Annotated in this window: 14 protein-coding genes; 9 read left to right on the forward strand and 5 right to left on the reverse strand. The window is 73.0% G+C overall.

Features of this window, described 5'->3' with window-relative positions; all coding sequences use genetic code 11:
• Window positions 1-24: 24 nt before the first annotated feature.
• The 5 genes from FBY22_RS13280 to FBY22_RS13300 all read left to right on the forward strand — a co-directional run bounded on the left by FBY22_RS13280 (window position 25) and on the right by FBY22_RS13300 (window position 5,070).
• On the forward strand, window positions 25-345 hold the full coding sequence (locus tag FBY22_RS13280; protein WP_142145325.1) for an L-rhamnose mutarotase: 321 nt from the start codon (window positions 25-27) through the stop codon (window positions 343-345).
• Window positions 346-385: 40 nt separating this feature from the next.
• Window positions 386-1,798: a BNR repeat-containing protein gene (locus tag FBY22_RS13285; protein ID WP_142145326.1), complete on the forward strand. Its 1,413-nt coding sequence runs from the start codon at window positions 386-388 to the stop codon at window positions 1,796-1,798.
• An 82-nt stretch (window positions 1,799-1,880) separates the two neighbouring features.
• Window positions 1,881-2,906, forward strand: coding sequence for a LacI family DNA-binding transcriptional regulator (locus FBY22_RS13290; protein WP_142145329.1), 1,026 nt, complete (start codon window positions 1,881-1,883; stop codon window positions 2,904-2,906).
• A 100-nt stretch (window positions 2,907-3,006) separates the two neighbouring features.
• On the forward strand, window positions 3,007-4,308 hold the full coding sequence (locus FBY22_RS13295; RefSeq protein ID WP_142145331.1) for an alpha/beta fold hydrolase: 1,302 nt from the start codon (window positions 3,007-3,009) through the stop codon (window positions 4,306-4,308).
• A gap of 18 nt (window positions 4,309-4,326) precedes the next feature.
• Window positions 4,327-5,070, forward strand: a complete 744-nt coding sequence (locus FBY22_RS13300) for a PIG-L deacetylase family protein (protein ID WP_142145333.1) — start codon at window positions 4,327-4,329, stop codon at window positions 5,068-5,070.
• 17 nt (window positions 5,071-5,087) lie between these two features.
• On the opposite strand, the gene FBY22_RS13305 is transcribed toward FBY22_RS13300, so the two are convergent.
• Window positions 5,088-5,288: a DUF5999 family protein gene (locus tag FBY22_RS13305; RefSeq protein ID WP_142145335.1), complete on the reverse strand. Its 201-nt coding sequence runs from the start codon at window positions 5,286-5,288 to the stop codon at window positions 5,088-5,090.
• A 189-nt stretch (window positions 5,289-5,477) separates the two neighbouring features.
• Here FBY22_RS13305 and FBY22_RS13310 point away from each other — a divergent pair, with 189 nt between their 5' ends.
• A complete protein-coding gene (locus FBY22_RS13310; RefSeq protein ID WP_142145337.1) occupies window positions 5,478-6,257 on the forward strand; it encodes a phosphotransferase enzyme family protein in 780 nt (259 codons plus the stop codon).
• A 62-nt stretch (window positions 6,258-6,319) separates the two neighbouring features.
• On the forward strand, window positions 6,320-7,150 hold the full coding sequence (locus tag FBY22_RS13315) for a pentapeptide repeat-containing protein (protein ID WP_142145339.1): 831 nt from the start codon (window positions 6,320-6,322) through the stop codon (window positions 7,148-7,150).
• Here the strand turns inward: FBY22_RS13315 and FBY22_RS13320 are convergent.
• Complete coding sequence (locus FBY22_RS13320) at window positions 7,112-8,617, reverse strand: cytochrome P450 (protein ID WP_142145341.1); 1,506 nt, start codon at window positions 8,615-8,617, stop codon at window positions 7,112-7,114. The genes FBY22_RS13315 and FBY22_RS13320 overlap by 39 nt on opposite strands.
• A 107-nt stretch (window positions 8,618-8,724) precedes the next feature.
• Between FBY22_RS13320 and FBY22_RS13325 the strand changes: the two genes are divergently transcribed.
• Window positions 8,725-9,333 carry a TetR/AcrR family transcriptional regulator gene (locus FBY22_RS13325; RefSeq protein ID WP_142145342.1) on the forward strand — a complete coding sequence of 203 codons (609 nt, stop codon included), beginning with the start codon at window positions 8,725-8,727 and terminating at the stop codon, window positions 9,331-9,333.
• Between the two features lie 86 nt (window positions 9,334-9,419).
• On the forward strand, window positions 9,420-10,145 hold the full coding sequence (locus tag FBY22_RS13330) for a DUF2470 domain-containing protein (protein WP_142145344.1): 726 nt from the start codon (window positions 9,420-9,422) through the stop codon (window positions 10,143-10,145).
• Here FBY22_RS13330 and FBY22_RS13335 read toward each other — a convergent pair.
• From FBY22_RS13335 to FBY22_RS13345, 3 genes are all read right to left on the reverse strand, one after another.
• A complete protein-coding gene (locus FBY22_RS13335; RefSeq protein ID WP_142145346.1) occupies window positions 10,113-11,348 on the reverse strand; it encodes a lactonase family protein in 1,236 nt (411 codons plus the stop codon). The two genes, FBY22_RS13330 and FBY22_RS13335, sit on opposite strands and share 33 nt — an antisense overlap.
• Before the next feature lie 627 nt (window positions 11,349-11,975).
• Window positions 11,976-13,022: a hypothetical protein gene (locus tag FBY22_RS13340; RefSeq protein ID WP_142145348.1), complete on the reverse strand. Its 1,047-nt coding sequence runs from the start codon at window positions 13,020-13,022 to the stop codon at window positions 11,976-11,978.
• 58 nt (window positions 13,023-13,080) lie between these two features.
• Entirely contained in the window at window positions 13,081-14,352 is a 1,272-nt protein-coding gene (locus FBY22_RS13345) for an aromatic acid exporter family protein (RefSeq protein ID WP_142145350.1), read from the reverse strand.
• Window positions 14,353-14,365 lie beyond the last annotated feature (13 nt).

A 14,365-nucleotide genomic window follows, 5' to 3' on the forward strand; every position in this document is an offset into this window, starting at 1 on the left:
ACCCCCGCGGGAGCTGGTACTTCAATGCAGCGCGTCTGTTTCCTCCTCAAGGTCCGTGAGGACCGGCTCGCCGAGTACCGCGAACGCCACGCCGCCGTGTGGCCGGAGATGCGCGAGGCGCTCTCCGCCACCGGCTGGCACAACTACTCCCTCTTCCTGCGCGACGACGGCCTGCTCGTCGGCTACCTGGAGACCGAGGACTTCGACGCCGCGCTCGCCGGCATGGAGGCCACCGAGGTCAACGCCCGCTGGCAGGCGGAGATGGGGCCGTTCTTCGAGTCGCTGGACGGCGCCCGGCCCGACGAGGCCATGAAACCGCTCACCGAAGTGTTCCACCTCGCCTGACCCCTCCCCGCTGATCCTCCCCGCCCCGCTGGAGCCGTTCATGAGAAGACGCACCGTGCTCGCGACCGCCATACTCGCGGCCGTGGCAACACCGGGCATCGCGCGGGCCGCCGACCCCGGCCCCGCCGTGAGCAAGAAGGGCACCACCCGACTCGACTCCCAGGCGATCTTCTTCGTCTCCTACGACGGTCTGGTGAACAACAACTCGTTCCAGAAGAACGGCCTGTTGACGTACAAGGGCTACCAGTACGCCGTCTGGTACACCGCGACCGGCAACGCCGTGGTCGGCCGGCGGGCACTGAGCGCGAGCAGCTGGTCGACGGTCACGCTGTCCCACGTCCTCAAGAGCAGCGACTCGCACAACGTCATCTCCATGGGCGTCTCCAAGGTCGACGGCCGGCTGCACCTCAACATGGACTCGCACAGCGACGGCTACTTCTACGTGAAGTCCGTCGCCGGGCTGGTGGACAACCCCGCCACCACCGCCTGGACCTCGTCCGTGTTCGGCGCCGTCCAGACGTCCATGGACGGCCTCGCCCTCACCTCGCAGTTCACCTACCCGCAGTTCGTCTCCACCCCCGAGGGCAGGCTCCAGCTCAGCTACCGGGTCGGCATCTCCGGCAACGGCCGCAACGCCATCGCCGAGTACGACGGTTCGAGTTGGAAAGCCCTGGGGGAGTGGTCGAGCTCCACGGGCACGTACACCAGCTCGCACGGCTCCTCCACCGCCCGCAACATGTACCTGCACGGCATCGACTACGACGCGGGCGGCCGGCTGCACTCCTTCTTCACCTGGCGCGAGCAGAACGCGGCGGTGATGTGCAACAGCGGCGGCATCACCAACCACGACACCGGTTACGTCTACTCGACCGACCGCGGCCGCACCTGGCGCAACGACGCGGGCGCACTGGTCGCCACCACCGGCACCTCGGACACCGTCGCCGTCACCGACGCCGGCCTGGTCGTCGACTCCCTCAACCCCGACCACTCCCTGATGAACCAGGAGAGCCAGTGGACGGACTCCACCGGCCTCCCGCACGCGATCATCAGCTACGTCCCCGGCCGCTTCGGCCAGTGCACCACCAACTACGTCGCCGACCGCACCGCCAACGGCCGCGCCTTCCACGTCCGCAAGAACGCGTCGGGCACCTGGACCAAGACCGAGATCCCGGTCCCCCTGAACTCCAGCCAGCGCACCAAGCTGGTCCTGGACAAGTACGACAACGCCTACGCGGTCTTCCCCTTCGGCCGGATCGCCGCCGCGTCGAAGGCCTCCGGGTACACCGACTGGACCCTGCTCTACGACGGCAGCGACCTGAACGCCTTCGGCGAGGTCGTCATCGACGAGACGCGGGTGAAGTACGACAACGTCCTGTCGTTCATGTACCAGGAGAAGTCGAGCGGTACGACCCCCTCGGCACTCCATGTCGCCGACTTCGCACTGCCCGCGTGACCGGCGCCGATGTGCGGGGCGATGACGGTAATGTGAAGGTCTTCTTCCCGCCGCTCCGCGTTCCTCTGGAGGTCCCTGCCTGATGGCCCAGTCGGTGGGTATCAAGGACGTCGCCCGTGCCGCCGGAGTCTCCGTCGGCACGGTGTCGAACGTGATCAACCGTCCGGACACGGTCGCCACGGAGACCCGGGCACGGGTGCAGTCCGCCATAGACCGGCTCGGCTACGTCCGCAGCGAGTCCGCGCGTCAGCTGCGCGCGGGCCGCAGCCGGATCATGGGGCTGCTCGTCCTCGACATGGGCAACCCGTTCTTCGTCGACGTCGCCCGCGGTGCCGAGCGCGCCGCGCGCGACGCCGGGCTCGGCGTGATGGTCTGCAACAGCGCGCAGAGCGCCGGCGAGGAGGCCGAGTACCTGTCGCTCTTCGCCGAGCAGCGGGTGCGGGGCGTGCTGCTGACCCCCGCCGACGCGACCGGCCGGAACATCGAGACCTTCCGGCGGCACAACATCCCCTTCGTCCTCGTCGACCGGGTCGCCGAGGGCACCACCGAGTGCTCGGTCTCCGTCGACGACGTGGCGGGCGGCGCCTTGGCCGTGCGCCACCTCGTCGACGCCGGGCACCGCTCCATCGCGTACGTCAGCGGCCCGCCCGGTCTCAACCAGGTCCGCGACCGCCGCACGGGCGCCCTGAACGCCCTCGCCGAGGCCGGTCTCGGCCCGGACAGTCTGCGCGAGCTGCCCACCGAGCGGCTCGACGTGGCCGCCGGCCGCGACGCGGGCGCCCGCCTGCTCGGCCTCGCCGACCGCCCCACCGCCGTCTTCTGCGCCAACGACCTGCTCGCCCTCGGCGTCCTGCAGGCCATGTACGCGGCCGGCATAACCGTCCCCGACGACCTCGCCATCGTCGGCTACGACGACATCGAGTTCGCGGCCGCGGCGGCCGTCCCCCTCACCTCCGTACGGCAGCCCGCCGTCACCATGGGCGCCATGGCCGCGGAGCTGCTGCTGGAGGAGACGGAGGCCGAGACCGGCACGACCCGGCACGAACACCGACGGGTCGTGCTCCAGCCGGAGCTCGTGGTACGGCGCTCCAGCCTCTCGGCCCGCTGATCGTCCGTTCAGTAAATTTCATGATCCCGGAGGTCGGCACGGGCCCGGTCATGTGGTGAAGTGGGACGCGGCCAGAAGACCGTCCGTCCCGGGAGACCCGTTGACCGCCACGTACCGCCAGCCCGGCGTCGTCCTCACCGACCGCCGCTTCACCGTGCCCCTCGACCACGACGACCCGGCCGGGGAGACGATCGAGCTCTACGCCCGTGAGGTCGTCGCGAGCGAGAAGGCGGACCGGAACCTGCCGTGGCTGGTCTACCTCCAGGGCGGCCCGGGCTTCGGCGCCAACCGGTTCGTCGGCAGGCCCTCCTGGCTCGGCCGCGCCCTGAAGGAGTACCGCGTCCTCCTCCTCGACCAGCGCGGCACCGGACACTCCACCCCCGCCAACCGGCAGACCCTGCCGCTGCGCGGCGGCCCCGCGGAACAGGCCGCCTACCTCACCCACTTCCGCGCCGACTCGATCGTCCGCGACTGCGAGGCCATCCGCCCGGCGGTCACCGGCGGCGCCACCTGGACCGTGCTCGGCCAGAGCTTCGGCGGCTTCTGCGCCGTCAACTACCTCTCCCGCGCCCCCGAAGGTCTCACCGCGGCCCTGATCACCGGCGGCCTGCCCTCCCTCGACGCGCACGCCGACGACGTCTACCGCGCCGCCTACCCCCGCGTCGAGCGCAAGGTCGCCGCGCACTACGCGCGCTATCCGCAGGACGTGGAGCGCGCCCGGCGCATCGCCGACCACCTCCTCACCCACGACGTGACCCTGCCCAACGGCTACCGGCTCACCGCCGAGGCCTTCCAGTCCCTCGGCATCCTCCTCGGCGGCGGCGAGGGCAGCCACCGCCTCCACCACCTCCTGGAGCACGCCTTCGTGCGCACCTCGCACGGCGCGGAACTCTCCGACGCCTTCCAGGAGGACGTACAGGCCCTGCTGTCGTACGCCGGTCACCCCCTCTACGCCCTCGTCCACGAGGCGTGCTACGCCCAGGACGAGCGCCCCACCGACTGGTCGGCCGAGCGCGTGCGCGGCGAGTTCCCGCAGTTCGACGCGGCCAAGGCGCTCGCCGGCGACGGCCCGCTGCTGTTCACCGGTGAGTCGATCCACCCCTGGATGTTCGACTGCGACCCGGCGCTGCGGCCCCTTCGGGAGACGGCCGACCTGCTCGCACGGCGCACGGACTGGCGCCCCCTGTACGACCCCGCCCGGCTCGCCGCCAACGAGGTGCCGGTCGCGGCCGCCGTCTACCACGACGACATGTACGTCGACACGGCCCACGCGCTTCGGACGGCCCGCACGATCCGGGGCCTGCGCACCTGGGTGACCGACGAGTTCGAGCACGACGGCGTTCGCGCGGGCGGACAGCGCGTGCTGGACAGGCTCCTCGCCCTCGTCCGCGACGAGGCGTGACCCGGCTAGTCTGCGCGCATGACCGAGCCGATGATCACCCAGCTCCAGCCCCTGCCCGGCGACTGGCGGCGCGCGCTCGCCGTCGTGGCACACCCCGACGACCTCGAGTACGGCTGCTCCGCGGCGATCGCCGCCTGGACCGACGAGGGCCGTGAGGTCGCCTATGTGCTGGCGACCCGCGGCGAGGCGGGCATCGACACGCTGGCGCCCGCCGAGTGCGGGCCGCTGCGGGAACGCGAGCAGCGGGCGAGCGCCGCCCTCGTGGGGGTGTCGGAGGTGGAGTTCCTCGACCACCGGGACGGCGTGGTCGAGTACGGCGTCGCACTTCGCCGGGACATCGCCGCCGCGATCCGTCGGCACCGGCCCGAGCTGGTGATCACGCTCAACCACCGGGACACCTGGGGTGGCGTCGCCTGGAACACCCCGGACCACGTGGCGGTCGGGCGGGCCACCCTGGACGCGGCCGCGGACGCCGGCAACCGGTGGATCTTCCCCGAGCTCACCGAGCGGGGACTGGAGCCCTGGGACGGCGTCCGCTGGGTCGCCGTCGCCGGTTCCGCCTCGCCCACGCACGCGGTCGACGCCACGGCCGGTCTGGAGCGGGCGGTGCGCTCACTGCTCGAACACCGCACCTACATCGAGGCGTTGACCGACGAGGACCCGGAGACGTACGCCCGCGCCTTCCTGACGGAGAACGCCGAGCGGATGGCCGAGCGCTTCGGTGGCAGGCCGGCGGTGGCGTTCGAGGTGTTCGCCCGCTAGCCCGCCCCGGCCGTGGGTCAGGCCGCCACGGCCAGCGGGTCGAGGACGCGGTGCGGGTCGACGACCCGCCCGTCCGGCAGCAGCTCACCGGTGTCGTCGAACACGATCGTGCCGTTGCACAGCAGGCTCCACCCCTGTTCCGGGTGGGACGACACGATCACGGCGCCGTGATGGAGCGGGCTGTCCGCGGTGGGGCACGGTGGCTGGTGGCTGCACATGATCCGACTCCTCGATCCGTCCGGCTCCCGCCCGAAGGGGGCTCGTATCCGTGGTACAGGAGCTTGTTTTCGGTTGTATGAGAGGACCCCCACAACGCCGGAAACTCATCGGTGAGGTTCGGTCGCGCGGCAGGAGGGGCGGGGATCAAATGAGGTGATCCGTACGGGGCGTTCGGCCACACTGTCGGGATGCCGCACGCAGAGGAACAGCAGTTGACCGGCGGGAACGTCAGTGCCGGTGTGGTCCGTGTCGGCGACACCGTGCGCCGGCCCGCGGGACCCTGGACGCCGTCCGTGCACGCCCTGCTCACGCACCTGCACGAGGTCGGCTACCGGGCCGCGCCACGCCCGCTGGGGATCGACGAGCGTGGCCGCGAGGTGCTGAGCTTCGTACCGGGCGAGCTGGTCTGGCCGGACCGGTTCGCCCTGGTGGAGCCGGCGGTGGGGCTGGTCCGGGTGGCGCGCATGATCCGCGACTTCCACGACGCCGTACAGGACTTCACGCCGCCCGAGGACGCTCGCTGGCAGGTGCTCATGGCCGCCGAGGGCGACGACATCATCGCCCACCAGGACCTGGCGCCCTGGAACCTCGTCGCCGGCGAGGGCGGCTGGGCGTTCATCGACTGGGACACGGCGGCTCCCGGTTCCCGCCTGTGGGACGTCGCCTACGCCGTCCGCGGCTTCGTCCCGCTGTCCGCGCACCCCGACTGGCAGACCCCCGACGCCGCCGCCCGGCTGCGCCTGTTCGCCGACGCCTACGGGCTCGACGAGGCCGAACGGCGAGCCCTGGTACCGCTGTTGGGCCGCCGTACCCGCGCGATGCACGACTTCCTGCGGGACCAGAACGAGCTGGGCAACCAGCCCTGGTCCCGGCTCTGGGCCGAAGGGCACGGCGACGCCTGGCGCGAGGACGCCGAGTACGTCGAGGCCCGCGAGGAGCGGTGGCTGAGCGCCCTGCTGACCGGCTGAACCACGGACCGTCGGCCGACGGGAAGGACCGAACCGCTTTCGCTTTCGATAGAGTGTGCGATATGCAAGAGGGGACCGTCGGCCGCGCCGACCTGCGCGGCGACTGCGCGAACTGCTTCGGACTGTGCTGTGTGGCCCTGCCCTTCGCGGCGTCCGCCGACTTCGCCCTCGACAAGCCGGCCGGCACCCCCTGCCCGAACCTCCGCGACGACCACCGCTGCGGCATCCACGCCCGCCTGCGCCAGGAGGGCTTCACCGGCTGCACGGTCTACGACTGCTTCGGCGCCGGCCAGCAGGTCTCGCAGGTCACGTTCGGCGGCCGGGACTGGCGCACGGGCCCGCGGGAGCGTGCCCGGCGGATGTTCGACGTGTTCCCCGTCGTCCGGCAGCTGCACGAACTGCTCTGGTACCTCACCGAGGCCCTCGACCTGCCCGCCGCCCGCCCGGTCCACGCCGACCTGCGCCGGGCCCTGGAGCAGACGCGGGAGCTCACCCGCCTGACCCCCGAGGAGCTCGCCGGTCTTGACGTCGGCGCCCACCGGCAGCAGGTCAACGTGCTTCTGCTCAAGACCAGCGAACTCGTCCGTGCGGGCGTCCGGGGCCGCAAGAAGGACCGCCGCGGGGCCGACCTCATGGGTGCCCGCCTCAAGGGCGCCGACCTGCGCGGTGCGAACCTGCGCGGCGCCTACCTCATCGCCGCCGACCTGACCGGCGCCGACCTGAGGTACGCGGACCTCATCGGCGCCGACCTGCGGGACGCCGACCTGTCCGACGCCGATCTGACCGGGGCGTTCTTCCTCACCCAGCCCCAGCTCACGGCGGCCCGGGGCAGCGAGGGCACCCGTCTGCCCGGCTCAGTCACGCGCCCCGTGCACTGGGCAACGCGGCTCTGACGGGGTCTCCTCGACGGCGGCCGTCGCACCGGCCGTGACCTGGGGCAGCTCCAGGTGCAGCCGCAGCCCGTCCGGCATCAGCGTCAGCCGCTCGGTCACCCGCAGCCGGTAGCCGGGGTCGGGGACGAACGCGTACCGGCGCAGCAGCAGCCCGAGCACCAGCGTCGCCTCGTGCAGCGCGAACTGGCGCCCGATGCACGCCCGCGCCCCCGTGCCGAACGGCTTGAAGGTGTGCGCGGGGCGGGAGCGGACCGCCTTGGGATCGAAGCGGTCCGGGTCGAACCGCTCGGCGTCGGCGCCCCACGCGGCGGGATCGCGGTGCAGCATCGGCGTGAGCACCAGCGTCCAGGCGCCCCGGAGCATCGGGTGCCGCCCGGCCAGCACGGTGTCCTCCAGCGCCTCCCGGGCGTACGCCGGCGCGGTCGGCCACAGGCGCAGCGACTCGTCCAGGATCCGCCGCACATAGCGGAGCTTGGCCACCTGCTCGTAACCGGGCGCCGCGGTGTCACCCCAGACGCGGTCGACCTCGGCGCGGGCGCGGGCCGCGATCTCGGGGTGGCGGGCGAGGTAGTACAGGGCGAAGGAGAGCGCGCCCGAGGTGGTCTCGTGGCCCGCCACCAGGAAGGTGATGACCTGCCGGCGCACGTTCTCGGGCGACAGCCGCTCGCCCGTCTCGGGATGGGCCGTCTCCAGCATCCGGTCCAGCAGGTCGCCGTCCCCGCTCGCCGCGCGCCGGGCGCGGACCAGGTCGTCGACGGTGCGGTTGAGATAGGCGATGTCGGCCTCGTTGCGCTGCGCGGCCCGCCGCAACAGGGCGGGAAAGGGAACGGAGTTGAGCCGCTGGGCGTAGCTGAGCGTGCCCACCATCGCGCTGACGAAGGGGTGCGGCCGGTCGCGTTCGAAGGAGCCGAAGTCATGGCCGAAGCCGGTCCGCGCGATGGTCTCCAGCGTCAGCTTGGTCATGTCGCCGGGCACGTCCACCGCCCGCCCCGCCGACCGCTCGCGGTCCCAGTGGTCGGTCAGCCGTCCGGCAACCTCCAGCATCATCGGGTGGTAGGCCGCCATGGCCTCCCGGCTGAACCCCGGGGCCAGCACATCGTGCGCGAGCTGCCAGTTCGGCTCGTGGTTGTACGCCGTGAACAGCCCGTCGCCGGCCACCGGCCGCAGGTTTGCCACCCCGAGACCCACGTGCTTGGCGAACCGCGACTCGTCCGCGAGGTCGGCCACCAGATCGGCGCCCCAGACGAACACGAACTCCCGGTTGAACGCCTTGCGCCGGTATATCGGCCCCAACTGGCGCGCGAAGCGCAGGGAGTCCTGGAGCGGAGTGGCCCGGTTGACGCCGAGCACGTCCCCGAGCAGCGGGATCCGGCGCGGCGGGTGCGGGATGCGGTGCAGCTCCGGCCAGCCCTCTTCGGCACTGCGGAAGCCGCCCGGCAGCGTCGGCCTCGTCGTGGTCTCCGCCATCACACGATCTCCCTCGATCCAGCGGCAGTCGAGCCAGTTGTACGTGGGTTCAATAGCGCGCCCCAGTCTGGTCCCGCTGTTGAATCGACGTCAAGTAAAGTGCGGGGATGGCCGCGAACCCGGGCGGGCGCACACGCCGCCGACTGAGCACCGAGGAGCGCCGCGAACAGCTGCTCTCGGTGGGGGCGCGGCTGTTCTCCGAGAGCCCGTACGACGACGTCTGGATCGAACAGGTCGCCGAGATCGCCGGGGTCTCCCGCGGACTGCTCTACCACTACTTCCCGACCAAGCGGGACTTCTTCCTCGCGGTCGTCGAGCGGGAGAGTGAGCGGATGCTGCAGATGACGGAGGCGGTGCCGGGGGTGCCGGCCCGCGAGCAGCTCACCGCGAACCTCGACATCTTCCTGGAGTACGTCCACACCCACGCGCACGGCTTCCGCGCCTTCCACCGCGCGGACGCGGCGGGGGACCAGGCCGTGCGACGGGTCTACCGGCGGGCGCTCGGGGCGCAGGAGCGGCAGATCCTGGCGGCACTGGCCCACGACCCGGAACTCGGCCCGATCGCCCAGGCGCGCCCGGACCTCCGGCTCGCCGTCCGTGGCTGGCTGGCCTTCACCACGGCGGTCTGCCTGGAGTGGCTGCGCGGCTCGGAACTGACGCGCGAGCAGGTACGCGACCTGTGCGCCCGGGCGCTGCTGGGCGTCATCGCGGCCTGAGGGGATCCCTTCCGGACGCGGAGGCGGTGTTGGCGTGCACCCCGATCTTCGATAGGTTAGGCAAGGCTTACCTAAGGAGGTCTGGGATGGGTGACAGCCAGAGCTGGACGGCGGCGCCTGCCGCGGCGGAACGGGTCCGCTCGGTGATGGCCGCGGCGTGGTCCTGCGCGATCACCGCGGAGGGCGGCCGCGAGGAGTTCGTCGGCGCGCACACCGTGGCCGAGGACGGCCAGGTGCTGGTGAGCGTGCCCGAGGACAGCGCGCTGCTCGCGAGCGCGATCTTCGCACCCCGTGGGCAGCCGTCCGCCGTGCTGGAGTTCGCCGACGTCGCACCCGTCCCCGTACGCGACCGCATCCGGGCCAGGCTGTGGATGGCGGGGTCCTTCACCCCCGAGGGCGACCGCCTGGCGTTCCGGCCGACCCGGATCGTGCTGCGGCAGTCCTCCGGCGCGGTGGTCGTCGGCCTCGACGAGTTCGCCGTCGCCGCACCCGATCCCCTGGCCCTGGCCGAGGCCCACCTGCTGACCCACCTCGCGGACTGCCACCCCGACGCCGTCGAGCGCCTGACGCGCCTCGTCGACCCCGGCAGCCTGCACGGCGCCGTCCGCGTCCAGCCGCTCGCCGTCGACCGGCACGGACTGACGCTGCGCATCGAACGCGCCCGCGCCCACGGCGACGTACGCCTGCCGTTCCACACGCCCGCCGACGACGTCGCGCAGTTCACCGAGCGCATGCACGTCCTGCTCGGACAGGCGAGTGCGGCCGCCTGCCCCCGAGCCCTACAGCGGCAGCGCACAGACCGCGACCGGTGAGGCGAACGGCTTGCCCGCCAGCCGCAGTTCACCGCTGTCGTCGTCCACGTGGAAGACGCTGACGGTGCCCGACCGCTGGTTCGCCGCGAACAGCAGCGTGCCGTCCGGGGAGAAGGCGATCTGGCGGGGGAAGTCACCGGCCACCGGAACCGTGCCGAGCAGCCGCAGCCGGGCACCGTCCCGCTCGATCGCGTACCGCGCCAGGGTGTTGGCGCCGCGGTTGGCGAGGAACGCGTACGAACCGTTCGCGGTGACCAGGACCTGTGCCGGGTAGTTGGTGCCCGAACCGGAGCCCGTCGACTGCGGCTCGCCGATCGTCAGACGGCCGGTGGACGGCTCGTAGGCGCACACCGTGACCGTGTCGTCGACCTCGTTGGCCAGGTAGGCGTGGCGGCCGCCCGGGTGGAAGGTGAGGTGCCGCGGACCGGCACCCGGCTTCGCCGCGGCCCGCGCGACCTCGGTGAGCGTGCCGGTGCGTTCGTCGAGACGGTAGCTGTACACCGTGTCCGTGCCCAGGTCCACGGCGAGGACGTGGCCGCCGTCGGGGCTGGTGATGAACTGGTGGGCGTGCGGCCCCTGTTGACCGGGGCCGGGGCCCGGGCTGGAGTGCGTGACCAGGTCGGTGCGCTCGCCGAGTCCGCCCGAACCGTTGATGGGGTGCACGGCCACGCTGCCCGAGCCGTAGTTGGCGCTCAGCAGCCAGCGGCCGCTCGGATGCACCGACAGATGGCACGGACCCGCCCCGCCGGTGCTCCGGCTGCCCAGGACCTCGCGGTCGGCCAGGCGCACGGCGGTCACCGCGCCGGCGTCCTGCTCGTCGACCGCGTAGAGCGTGTGCGCGTCCGGGTGCACGGCGAGGTAGGACGGATTGGCGATCCCGCTCACCGTGCCGGTGCCGGTGACGCGGCCGGTCTGCGGGTCGTAGGTGGCGAGGCCGATGCCCTTGCCGCCGCCCTCGACGCTCGTGTAGGTGCCCAGGAAGAGGGGGCGGGGGCCCGACGGCTTCGTCTTCGGGCTCGGGGTCGCCGCCGGCGCGCGGTGCGAGGACGCCGAGGACGCCGCGTGCCGTGACGCCGGGCTGCTCCCGGCATTCCCTGGCGGCGCGCAGGCCGGCAGCGCCGTCACCGCGCCGAGCCCGGCGAGCGCGCCGACGAAGCGGCGCCTGCTCCAGCCGCCGCTCGCCGCTCGTGTCCCACTGCCCATGCCCGCACCTCGCGTGGTCGCCCGCCTCTGCCTGACAAGCCACCTTGACGCGCAGGCCCCACCCTGCGCAAACAACGGGCCCACGTGTTGCACGCCGTGCAATGCCCGCGCACGGCTGCCGGCCACCTGCGCCGCGGACGGTCTGCGTGTCCACGAAGGACGTGCCGGGCGCGGCGAGTCCTGCCCGGTCCCGTGATCACGGCCGCCGACCACCGCCCGCCACCAGCGGTGGCCCTTCCCGCCCGGGAGCTGGTGCCGGGTACAGGCCGTGATGGCCCGTCCCGCCCGGACGTGCGCCGCCGCCGGCCGCAGGCTCGTCGTCGACAAGGCACCGGGGGACTCCCTGCCAGCCGACATCCGGCTCGCGCCCCCCGCATCACCGTCCGGCTCGCGCCCTCCCGCATCCCGTCCGGGTCGCGCCCCCCGCATCCCGTCCGGGCCGGGACCTGCGCGTCATCGTCCGGGCCGGGTCCCGCGCGTCATCGTCCGGGCCGGGCCCCACGCGTCATCGTCTGGGCCGGGCCCCACGAGTTGCCGTCCCGGCCGGGCCCCACGAGTCGCCGTCCCGGCCGGGCCCCACGAGTCACCGCCCGGGCCCGGCCCTGCCACTCACCGCCCCGCGCGGCCCTACCAGTCCCCGTCCTCCACCGGCTTGCCCGGTGCGTCCTTCAGGGGTTTGACCTGGGGCGGGGTGGGGGGCTGCCAGGGGTCGTGGTCGGCGCCGAGCCAGTCGCCGACCGGCTTCACGGCCTCCAGGGTGTCGGTGGGGGAGAGGTCCTGGGCGTCCTGGTCGTAGTAGTCGTACCAGGGCAGTCCCGCGCGGGTGTAGGCGGCGCGGTCGACCGGTGACGGCGGGGGTGCCTCGCCGGTGATGCGGCGCCACTCGGGCGGCGTCACGAGGTGCACGAAGACCCGGCCGGCGGGCTGCTCGGACCAGTCGTCGAGCGGCCGGTCGTCCCGGTAGACCTCCTGCCGCATGGAGCCGCCGACGCCGAGCCCCATGGCCGCCGGGGCCCGCGCGGCGGCGGGAGCGGGAGCCGCACCCGGAGCCGGTGCCGCCATGGGCATCGCGGCCATTCCGAAGCCGCCGCCCGGCGCGGCCGCCCGCGTCCGGGCGAGTTCCGCGCGGCGCCGCTCCGCCTCCCGCCACTCCGCCAGCTTCCGCTCACGCAGCGGGAAGGACTGCAGCTGTACGCCGCCCCAGACCTCCTCGCCGGTGACCTGGCCCTCGACGGTCGCCCCCAGACCCAGCGGCACCGCCACGAACTGGCGGACGGTGCCCTTGCCCGAGTTGATGCCATCCAGCCAGGGCTGACGCGGCAGTACGACGTAGTTCTGCGGCTTGCGCGAGAGCCGGTCGCTCCACGGCCTGCCCGAGACCGCGCAGACCTTGCCCACCCCGACCTGGAGGGCGGCGGGCTCGACCGTGCCCGCGAAACTCAGCCACATCGCCTCGCGCAGGTACACCGGCAGCATCACGCCGCCGCGCGCACGCCACGCCTCGGGCGCCGTGTCCGGATAGTCCGCCACCCGCCGGACCGGGAACTCGCCCAGCCCCGGCGGCAGCGGATGCGTCCCCGTCTCCGGCAGCCGCAGCGTGCGCACGAAGCGCACCGCCACCCCGCCCGGAAGCCGCAGAGTGTTCCCGTCGATCCGCACGCCGCTGTCGGCCATCGGCCCGCCCCCTTCGTTCCACGCTGCCGGGGAGACGTACGCCTCCCCGGTGACCACATCACCTGGAACGACGCCGGGCACCCGCGCGGTTCCGGCGCAGCACCTCCGGAACGCGCAGCCGGCCGGAGTCGCGCAGGCTCTCCCGCAGCCGGGTCAGCCGCGGCATGCGCTCGCGCTGCTCGGCGGAGGCCCGGTCCAGCTCCTCCAGCAGCCGGCGCGAGCGGTGCTCGGTGTCCATCTCATCCAGGATGCGGTTGACCTCGGTCAGCACCGCGCCGTGCAGCTGCCAGCTGCGCGCGTCGCGCTGGACCTCCTCCAGCAGCAGCTGGGCCAGCTTGTCCCGGGTCGTCCCGGCCTGGCGCAGCTCCGCGGCCAGCCGTGCCTCGGCCGACTCGGCGCTGACGCTGACGCTGGTGGTGACGAGGACCGCGAAACTGACCACCGCGTCCGCGATCTCCGACAGCAGCCGCTCCACCGCGGCCCCCGTCTCGCGCGCGAACAGCGGCTCCGGATCGCGCTCCTTGGCGAGGTCGGTGAAGGTACGGGCGAGCACCCGCAGCACCACCGTGCAGATCTCCAGCGTGTCCAGCCCGGTGCGCAGCACGACCCGGTGCAGCAGTCCCTCCCGCACGCGCGGATTGAGCCGCAGACTGTCCTCGGCCTGCCGCAGCGCCGCGTCCACCTCGACGATGTCGTGGTCGAGGCGGCGCGCCTCGTGCAGCCGCTCGGTCGCGTGCTCGACGGGCGTGCGCCCGGAGGCCTCCTCGCCCATGCGCAGCATCAGCTGCCGCACCCGCCGGGCGAGCCCCTCGATCGACTCACCCGCCTCGTCCACCCACACGGGCGGCGCGAGCAGCAGATTGCAGGCCATGCCGACGACCGCGCCGATCAGCGTCTCCACGATGCGGGCCCACGCGGTGTCGCCGACCGTCGTGACGCCGAGGACCAGCATGGCGCTGATCGCCACCTCGGGGACGTACTCCTCGACCCGTACCAGCCGCCCCACCGCCAGCGCGGCCACGATCAGCAGCGCGAGGCTCCACCAGGTCAGACCGACCAGCTGGCTGAAGGCGATGGCGACCAGGACGCCGGCCACCACCGAGTTGACCCGGCGGATGCCGTTCGTGAGCGTGGCGTACAGGGTGACCTGGACGACCAGCAGCGCGGTGAGCGGCGCGGTCAGCGGGGCCGCCTCGGGACTCAGGCGCAGTGCGACGACGTAGGCCACCGTCGCCGCGACGGCCGACCGAAGCGTCTGCACCACCGCCGGGTCGCGTCGGCGCTTCACGTCCCGGACGAGGGACGCCCTCCACTCACGTACATCTGGCACTACGGGCTGTTCC

The organism is Streptomyces sp. SLBN-31 (assembly GCF_006715395.1).
Classification (GTDB): Bacteria; Actinomycetota; Actinomycetes; order Streptomycetales; family Streptomycetaceae; genus Streptomyces.

What these genes read in the sequence shown, in the direction of transcription:
- FBY22_RS13300 (WP_142145333.1), top strand. Translation starts at nt 4,327, where the DNA reads ATGACCGAGCCGATGATCACCCAGCTCCAGCCCCTGCCCGGCGACTGG.
- FBY22_RS13325 (WP_142145342.1), top strand. Translation starts at nt 8,725, where the DNA reads ATGGCCGCGAACCCGGGCGGGCGCACACGCCGCCGACTGAGCACCGAG.
- FBY22_RS13330 (WP_142145344.1), top strand. Translation starts at nt 9,420, where the DNA reads ATGGGTGACAGCCAGAGCTGGACGGCGGCGCCTGCCGCGGCGGAACGG.
- FBY22_RS13315 (WP_142145339.1), top strand. Translation starts at nt 6,320, where the DNA reads ATGCAAGAGGGGACCGTCGGCCGCGCCGACCTGCGCGGCGACTGCGCG.
- FBY22_RS13280 (WP_142145325.1), top strand. Translation starts at nt 25, where the DNA reads ATGCAGCGCGTCTGTTTCCTCCTCAAGGTCCGTGAGGACCGGCTCGCC.
- FBY22_RS13285 (WP_142145326.1), top strand. Translation starts at nt 386, where the DNA reads ATGAGAAGACGCACCGTGCTCGCGACCGCCATACTCGCGGCCGTGGCA.
- FBY22_RS13310 (WP_142145337.1), top strand. Translation starts at nt 5,478, where the DNA reads ATGCCGCACGCAGAGGAACAGCAGTTGACCGGCGGGAACGTCAGTGCC.
- FBY22_RS13340 (WP_142145348.1), bottom strand. Translation starts at nt 13,022, where the DNA reads ATGGCCGACAGCGGCGTGCGGATCGACGGGAACACTCTGCGGCTTCCG.
- FBY22_RS13335 (WP_142145346.1), bottom strand. Translation starts at nt 11,348, where the DNA reads ATGGGCAGTGGGACACGAGCGGCGAGCGGCGGCTGGAGCAGGCGCCGC.
- FBY22_RS13290 (WP_142145329.1), top strand. Translation starts at nt 1,881, where the DNA reads ATGGCCCAGTCGGTGGGTATCAAGGACGTCGCCCGTGCCGCCGGAGTC.
- FBY22_RS13305 (WP_142145335.1), bottom strand. Translation starts at nt 5,288, where the DNA reads ATGTGCAGCCACCAGCCACCGTGCCCCACCGCGGACAGCCCGCTCCAT.
- FBY22_RS13320 (WP_142145341.1), bottom strand. Translation starts at nt 8,617, where the DNA reads ATGGCGGAGACCACGACGAGGCCGACGCTGCCGGGCGGCTTCCGCAGT.